The sequence below is a fragment of the Mesorhizobium silamurunense genome, assembly GCF_014843905.1.
In the GTDB taxonomy this organism is placed as follows: Bacteria; Pseudomonadota; Alphaproteobacteria; order Rhizobiales; family Rhizobiaceae; genus Mesorhizobium; species Mesorhizobium silamurunense.
Genome location: NZ_LPVS01000059.1, coordinates 1 through 7530, shown reverse-complemented (window position 1 = coordinate 7530; position 7530 = coordinate 1). Strand labels below are relative to the sequence as shown.

The following is a 7530-nucleotide window of genomic DNA, read 5'->3' as shown; positions in this document are numbered from 1 at the left end:
CCTTTCGCTCGCGGGGAACCGGAGCTTATGGCGTCCGTCTGCTGAGCGCAGTGCTCATATGTGCCGGGAGATCATACGGCGGTCGCGGCGAGGCGAAGAAGGCCGTTTGTGGCCGTATTCGGTGTCGCGGCTGCCTTTCACAATGATATCGGCATGCGGTTGTGATGGCAGGTCCGCAAGGTTCACGTCGATGTCGCCAGCGGCTAAGCCGGCGGATTTCCTGCGTCCGGCTCACATTGCAATTCTTCACATTCGGCCTGGCCCTACTTGATCGACGTGTCGACCAAGTAGGTTTTGCCCTTGGCTTTGGTCACAATCATCATGCAATGCTTTATGGACTTGGCCATTTTCAGCATTTTGGCGTCCGGCATCAAGGGAGCGCTCCATGCGGGTGAGAGGCTCGATTGCGGGAATTGTCGTCGCAGCGGCCGTGGTCGGGGGAACGGCCTGGTATCTGCTGCGGGCGACGCCTGTCTCAATCGTGACGCCCTGGCGCGGCGACGCCGCTGAGATCGTCTATGCGAGCGGCTCGGTCGAGCCGAATAGCTGGGCCAAGGTGGCTCCGGTTGTGCGCGAGAGGATCGTCGAGCAATGCAACTGCGAAGGAGCAAGGGTCGCGCGAGGCGACGTGCTCGCCCGGCTCGACGACAGCGAGGTCCGCGCGGCTCTGGGAGAGCTTGAAGCAAGGCGAGCTCTTGCAGAGCAGGAGTTCCAACGCCAAAGCGTGCTTGCTGAGAAGAATGCGGCGAGCCAGCAGGCTCTCGATCGGGCGCAGAGCGAGTTATCCCAGGTCGAGGCGCTCGTGGCCGGGCAGAAGGCGCGCCTGGAAACCTACATATTGCGTGCACCGAGCCCTGGCGTCGTGCTGAGGCAGGACGGCGAGGTGGGAGAGGTTGCCGAGCTCGGCACGGTGCTGTTTTGGGTCGGCGAGCCGAAGCCGCTTGTCGTGGTCGCCGAGGTCAATGAGGAGGACATCCCGCGGGTCCAGGTCGGCCAGCGCACACTGCTCAGGGCAGATGCCTTTACCGGGCAGAATCTGGAGGCCGTTGTCGATCGCATCACACCGAAAGGCGATCCGGTGACGAAGACCTATCGCGTCTATTTCCGACTGCCGGACGATACGCCGCTCAGGATCGGCATGTCGACCGACGTCAACATCGTCATCCGAGTCTCGAAGAATGTCCTGCTGGTCCCGTCGGTGGCTATCGAAGGCAACAGTATCTTCGTCGTCGAGGGCGACGCGGCACGGCGGCGCAAAATCCGCACCGGCATTCGCGGTACCAACGGCATCGAGGTCCTGTCGGGCATCGATGCGCGGGCACAAGTCGTCTCGCCCTACCCGAACGGGGTTGCTGACGGCGCGCGCGTGACGATCGCGGCGGCGCAGAGGTGAGGTTCGATGCGGCTTATTCTCGACATCGCCATCACGCACATCGCCGGCCGAGGCCGGCAGACGCTCGTTGCCGTGCTCGGCGTCGCAGTCGGCGTCGGATTCTCAATCGCCATGGCGGCGCTGATGCAGGGCGGACAGGATGATTTCGTACGGCAACTCGTCGACACAATGCCGCATGTCGACATCACCGATGACCAGCGCACGGCCCGCCGCCAGCCGGCCGAAGACGTCTTCAACGCGGTCGCCATTTCGGGGCTCAGGCCGCGCGACGACCGCCGCGGCATCATCAATCCGACAGCCGCGACCGCGTGGCTGGCGAGTTGGATTCCCGGGCGGTTCGCGACGAGCCTCAAGACGCAGGGCGTGATCCGCTATTCCAGCCGCGAGGTAGGCGCGACCATCATCGGCATCGACCCTGAACGCGAGCCCGGCGTGTCGCCGATCGTGGAGGATTTCGTTCAGGGCAGCTTCAACGCCCTCGCGGCAGGCGGCAACAACGTGCTCATCGGCGACACGATGGCAAAGCGACTCGGCACGAGATTCGGCGATACGATAACGGTGGTCTCCTCTGAAGGGCTGACGCGCAACTTCAAGATCGTCGGCCTCTTTCACACCGGCACCACCGCCCGCGACGAAGGCGAGGCGTATGTGCTCTTGAAGAACGCGCAGATTCTTTCGGAGCGACCGAACGCCATCAACGAGATTCGCATCAAGCTGAACGATCCGAACCGTGCTCCGGCGGTTGCGCATCGCGCCGAGGCCGAGCTGGGCTACAAGGCCGTGGCCTGGCAGGAGGCGAACGAGTCCATTCTCCAGGCCCTCGTCATCCGCAATATCATCATGTACACCGTCGTCGGGGCGATCATGCTCGTTGCCGGCTTCGGCATCTACAACATCATTTCCACCATCACGCACGAGAAGGCCCGCGACATCGCCATCATGAAGTCGCTCGGCTTCCCGGAGGGCGACATGCGCCGACTGTTCCTGCTCGAAGGCGTGGCGATCGGGAGCGCCGGCTCCGCGTTCGGGTGGCTGCTCGGCTTCTTCATGGTCTATGGCCTCTCCCTGGTGCGGTTCGAGATTGCGGCGACCGGACAGGAGATGACGCATCTGCCGATCGCCTGGAGCGTGCTGCACTATGTCATCGCGTCTGCCTTCGCGATCGGCTCGGCTGCGGTGGCCGGTTACCTGCCGGCACGCCGCGCGGCGCGGCAGAACCCCGTCGATATCATCAGGGGTGCGTCGTGAGCGTGCTGATCAAGACCGAGAATCTCACGCGCGTGCTGCCGGAAACCATTCCCGTCACCCTGGTCAAGGACGTCACGCTTTCGATCGAGGAAGGGGAGTTCGTCGCCATCACCGGGCCGTCGGGCTCCGGCAAATCGTCACTGCTCTATCTACTCGGACTGCTCGACCGTCCGACTGGCGGAACGCTCAGCATTGGCGGGCGCGATACCTATCCGATGGACGAGCGGGAGCGCGCGGCAACGCGGCTGTCGATGCTCGGCTTCGTGTTCCAGTTCCACTTTCTTCTGCCGGAATTCACGGCGCGCGAGAATGTCGAGATACCGATGCGCAAGCTCGGCCGGCTTGCGCGGCCAGCCATGCATGAGCAGGCCGGCGAATTGCTTGCGTCGCTGGGGCTCGGCGAGCATCTCGACAAACGGCCGGACCAGCTCTCGGGCGGTCAGCGCCAGCGTGTGGCCGTGGCCCGTTCACTTGCCAATGATCCGCCCCTGATCCTTGCCGACGAGCCTACCGGAAGCCTCGATTCGAAGAGCTCGGAACAGGTATTCGCGATCCTGGAGAATTTGGTGCGCGAACGCGGCAAGACGGTCGTTGCGGTAACGCATGACCTCGACATGGCCGCGCGCATGGACCGCCGGATCCAAATTGTAGACGGCAAGATAGAGTGAAGGCTTTGCCCTGGGTCGGTGCTGCGTGAGCGTACTCTTGAGGGTCGATTGGCTACCACGCCGCCGGCCGGAACACTGCTTACGCTAGTCTAGTTTCCGTTCACAAACGGTAAGTGATTGATTTTGTGCCATGAATCGTAGCTTTGCGCGAGCAAGACCCGGCGGTTTCAGGTATCTTGGATCATGCAACTGAGTCCAAATTCCTGCCACCGCCGGAGCCGACAATGTGCCAAGAACGCACCGTCCAGGCCAGCATATTCGATGTTTTCGCCACGCACGAGATCGGCCACAAGCTGAAGGCGATGTCGCGATGGCTGGTCTAGACCCGTCCTCGAAGCAGGCACATGACGATGGCAGATCGAGGCTCGTGCGGCGGGGACAGTTGATCTCGCGCAAATGCGCCACGCCGCCGTCGGCCTATATTGGAATTCCACCGCGACTGGCGGTTTGCCGGCTTCCCGCGTCGAATACACGCCGCGCTCACGGAAGTCGAAAAATGCAAGGAGGATGCTATGACATCGACTGCACTGCCACGCGCAACAGCGCTAGCCGCCATCATTGCCATCGGCGCGACGAGCGGCGCCATGGCCCAAACGGCGGCCTCCGACCCGCATCATGCCGATACGCAGATCACACAAACCACGCCCCCCGCTGAGCCTGGGGATACGACGGGACAAGACCAGGGTGCACAGCCCGGTCAAGGAGGCATGATGTCTCCAGGAATGATGGGCCAGGGCATGATGGGGCAAGGAATGATGGGAGATATGATGCAGCCCAGGATGATGAGCGGCATGCCGATGATGGCCATGCGTAGCCACATGATGAAAATCATGTTCGCCATCATCGATACGAACGAGGATGGTGGGATTTCTTTCGACGAATTGACGACCGTCGAAAAGCGAATCTTCGACAAAGTGGACGTCAATAAGGACGGCAAAGTCACGCCCGAGGAAGTGCAGACATTCATGCGAGAGTAGCCGGGCAAGCCGATCGGCTGCACGCATCAAGGAGTAACGGCCGTGTCCTTGGCCGCTATACGGCATCACAGCAATCGAGCCCAACGGATCTGCTGCCGTTTCTTTCTCCCGGCGTTCCGCGCTTCCGCTCCTTCATGGTCTGCGCCTTCGGTCGCGACGAGGCTGCCTGCGTGTCAGCGGGAGCGTTGCTCGGTGGAGATATTCGCGTCGGCTTCGAGAACAATCTTCTCCTGCCGGACGGTTCAATGGCCTCCACGAATGCGTCCCTGGTCGACACTGTCGCGCAACTGCTGCGGGGCTTTGGACGGCGAATCCAGACTGCCGCCTCGCTGCGCCACGACTGGAATACTTGACACTCACAGGCGCGTTGGGACTCGTGCGAATCCAAGTCCTCGTCCGCGAGTGCGATGCGAGGCGTCTTGCGCAGGTCCGATGCCTGAGCCAATACGCTTCGCGTGAGACCTACTACCGGCGGAAGGACCTGAACGAGCGCTTCTCCAGCGTCGCCCAGCGTGGTTGGCAGCGGATCGATCCCAACCCCTGCCTTCACCACAGATAGGTGCCCAACATACTATTGTTGCGGCTGACGATCCGCTCATTCGGAATCGCGACCGGCAGCCATTTTCGTCACGCGATGGTCCTGCATGATCCCGTCGAACTCGATCATCGCATGCTCTGCTAGGTCGGCTATGCTAATCGCTGCCCGTGCTAGAGCCCGAACAGCCGGAAGGTGGTGCGCCCGGAGTGCTCGCGCGCGGCATCAAGTTGTTGGAGGCGCTCGAACAGGCGTCGCGCCGCAAAGCGCGACAGGTTTTTCGTCGTCAGCGAGCCCGAGACGGCGTCTTGGTTGAGCAGCAGAAAAATCACTTCGCCGGCGCCCTTGGCGCGCAGTTTCGGCGCCACAGAGCCAGGAGTTTTTCGGCGCGGCGCGACAACTCGCCGGCCAGCCGGCAGGCATCGGCCGCCGCTTGAACCAGCCCGGTTCCGGGTCAATCTCACCAAGGCGAGCGGACTCTAACGCCCCCTGCGCGGGCCTTTCAAAAGGTCGAGCTACGCTTCTTCCTCGCAAAATTGGAACTGCACTCCATAATTGCCAGGATGATTGCGCGCCGCGAACTCACCGAGCTGCTGGACAACATGCCCGGCGACGTGCGCGGCGATCTGCCGGAGGGAGCTCTTTGCCGGGCACTCGTTACGATCTGGCCTGGGCTTCCACGGCCGCGGGGTTGCACGCTACGTGCAAAAACAGCTCGGCCATGCGTCGGCGGAAATGACGCGCAAATGTCAGCGCCGTCGCGACCGGTTTAGGGTCAATCTCACCAAGGCGTCTGGGCTTTAAGCGCTGGCAGAAGGCCCCTCCCCTGCCGCTGCGGCGGCTCACATATTCGGCGCAATCAGTTTCAATGGCGGAAAGTACGTCCGGTAGCGCCTTACATCGCGCGTCAGCAGCGGCAGCTGGGCGACAGCCGCATGCGCACCAATGAAGAAGTCGGGCAGCACACCGGTCCTCGATCCACCGGCCCGCCGATATTGTGTAAAGACCTTGCCCGCCAGAAACAGGGCGGCGCGCGGTATCGAAGCCATTTCGAGCCCCGCCCCGTCGACAAACGCCTCAAGGTGCTCGATGCGTTCATAGCGAACAGCAAGCTCAGCATAAACTGCGTCGTTGATCAGCAAGGGCCCATCGAGGCTCGCTGCTTCAAGCTGAGAAAGTGACCAGTCCGCCCACTTCGGGTCGTCGGTGACAAGATCGAGGAGAACGTTGGTGTCGACAAGCGTCACGATTCACCACGAGTGAGCGCCATGATCGCGTCGGTATTGAGCCCCTTGCCGGCATGGCCACGCAATTTGGCGAAGCGACTCGCCGGCTGCTTCTTGTCAGCACGCGCAAGCACCACGCTGCCATCGGCGGCGCGACGGAAATCAACCTTGCTCCCAGGAACGATGCCGAGAAGATCACGTACCGGCTTCGGAATGGTCACCTGTCCCTTGGCTGTGACTGTGGTGGTCATGTTTGCTCCTGTAATACCGTATTCCAAATAGGTATTACATAGAAGGTCAACTTTCAACCCGGTTACCTGAGAGATCGTCAGTGCGGAGTTCCAATCTCTCCTCGGTCAAGAACCGGATCGACCCGCGTGCGCCAGTCCGGCCTCATTGCCGGTGCGGCCGTGGTTGTCGATATCGCCGCGGAGTGATCGGAACATGGCTACCGCAGCGCGCATCGCTGATATCGAGCGAACCGTCCGCAGACTACGGACGATAATAACCGGGATGGATAGTAACGGTGCGGGACCTCGCAGGCATACCACGCCACAGGCATTCACCGGGGCGGTTCCGTGCTGAACGCGAAGAAGCATACCACGCCACAGGCATTCACCGGGGCGGTTCCGTGCTGAACGCGAAGAACCTGCGCGCAGGCGATGCCGCTGTGCCGTGCCATGTGTTATGCTAGTCCTGGTTTTCGGCCTCGTGATCTTCTTCGGAATCCATGCTGTTCGGATCGCCGCCGGCGGCTTTCGTGATGCGCAAATCGCCACAAACGAGCGACGCTGGAAGGGGCTTTATTCGCTCCTATCGATCATTGGCTTCGTGCTGATCGTCTGGGGCTGGAGTCTTTATCGGCCCAATGCGCCTGAGATCTACGAGCCGCCCTATTGGGGCAGCCAAGTCGCGTCGGTGTTGCTGCTCGCCGCATTCGTCTTTGTGGCAGCCGCTTACTTGCCCGCGGGTTCAATCAAGCATCGGCTGAAGCACCCGATGCTGATGGGCATCATCCTTTGGGCCATCGGCCACCTCCTTGCCAATGGCGACCTTGCCTCGCTCCTAGTCTTCGGAGCGTTTCTGGTTTACGCGATTGTCGATCTCATTGCCGTCATTCCACGCGGGGATCCGGCACCCGCGGTCGTGCGACCGCTTAGCGACCTGATTGCTGTGGGAATCGGCTTGGTGGCTTTCGCATTATTCGGGCTCTGGCTGCACGGCTGGCTGTTCGGAGTCTCGCCCTTCGCTTGAACGTCCGCAGCGACGGCGCGCCTTCGAGATGCCTGGCGAATCCCACCAGTTGCCGCGGATCGAGCGCCTCGCAGACGCCACAGTGAACCAATGCTTGGCATAAGGTCGGGACATCAGAATTTTGATCCATAGACGGGCTCCAGCCGGCAACGTTGCGGTTCGGCTCGGATCGCGCCTTGCGACGCTGCAAACACCAGCGGTACGGGATACAATTACCGGAGCGAATGCG

Annotated in this window: 8 protein-coding genes and 2 pseudogenes; 7 read left to right on the top strand and 3 right to left on the bottom strand. The window is 61.8% G+C overall.

What is annotated here, in order from left to right; genetic code table 11:
- Nucleotides 1-385: 385 nt before the first annotated feature.
- The 5 genes from AU465_RS16790 (at nt 386) to AU465_RS16770 (ending at nt 4639) form a co-directional block, all read left to right on the top strand.
- Nucleotides 386-1393, top strand: a complete 1008-nt coding sequence (locus AU465_RS16790; protein WP_192249813.1) for an efflux RND transporter periplasmic adaptor subunit — start codon at nt 386-388, stop codon at nt 1391-1393.
- 6 nt (nt 1394-1399) lie between these two features.
- Complete coding sequence (locus AU465_RS16785; RefSeq protein ID WP_192249811.1) at nt 1400-2641, top strand: ABC transporter permease; 1242 nt, start codon at nt 1400-1402, stop codon at nt 2639-2641.
- Nucleotides 2638-3309 (top strand): ABC transporter ATP-binding protein, encoded by a 672-nt coding sequence (locus AU465_RS16780; RefSeq protein ID WP_192249809.1) that lies wholly within the window; start codon nt 2638-2640, stop codon nt 3307-3309. Before AU465_RS16785 ends, AU465_RS16780 begins: the two co-directional genes overlap by 4 nt.
- Nucleotides 3310-3821: 512 nt before the next feature.
- A complete protein-coding gene (locus AU465_RS16775; protein WP_192249807.1) occupies nt 3822-4286 on the top strand; it encodes an EF-hand domain-containing protein in 465 nt (154 codons plus the stop codon).
- Nucleotides 4271-4639, top strand: coding sequence for a 3-keto-5-aminohexanoate cleavage protein (locus AU465_RS16770; RefSeq protein ID WP_192249827.1), 369 nt, complete (start codon nt 4271-4273; stop codon nt 4637-4639). Before AU465_RS16775 ends, AU465_RS16770 begins: the two co-directional genes overlap by 16 nt.
- 355 nt (nt 4640-4994) lie before the next feature.
- On the opposite strand, the pseudogene AU465_RS16765 reads toward AU465_RS16770, so the two are convergent.
- Nucleotides 4995-5263 (bottom strand): annotated as a pseudogene (locus AU465_RS16765) (DUF1403 family protein); the annotation flags it as partial.
- A gap of 188 nt (nt 5264-5451) precedes the next feature.
- Between AU465_RS16765 and AU465_RS36600 the strand changes: the two are divergent.
- Nucleotides 5452-5625: pseudogene (locus AU465_RS36600) on the top strand (integrase); the annotation flags it as partial.
- A gap of 38 nt (nt 5626-5663) precedes the next feature.
- Here the strand turns inward: AU465_RS36600 and AU465_RS16760 are convergent.
- Nucleotides 5664-6068, bottom strand: a complete 405-nt coding sequence (locus AU465_RS16760) for a type II toxin-antitoxin system VapC family toxin (protein ID WP_192249805.1) — start codon at nt 6066-6068, stop codon at nt 5664-5666.
- Nucleotides 6065-6298 (bottom strand): AbrB/MazE/SpoVT family DNA-binding domain-containing protein, encoded by a 234-nt coding sequence (locus AU465_RS16755; protein ID WP_192249803.1) that lies wholly within the window; start codon nt 6296-6298, stop codon nt 6065-6067. The genes AU465_RS16760 and AU465_RS16755 overlap by 4 nt, the downstream gene beginning before the upstream one ends.
- 436 nt (nt 6299-6734) lie before the next feature.
- On the opposite strand from AU465_RS16755, the gene AU465_RS16750 reads away from it, so the two are divergent.
- The gene (locus tag AU465_RS16750; RefSeq protein ID WP_192249800.1) at nt 6735-7301 is read left to right on the top strand and encodes an NnrU family protein; all 567 of its coding nucleotides are present in this window, start codon (nt 6735-6737) and stop codon (nt 7299-7301) included.
- Nucleotides 7302-7530: the final 229 nt, after the last annotated feature.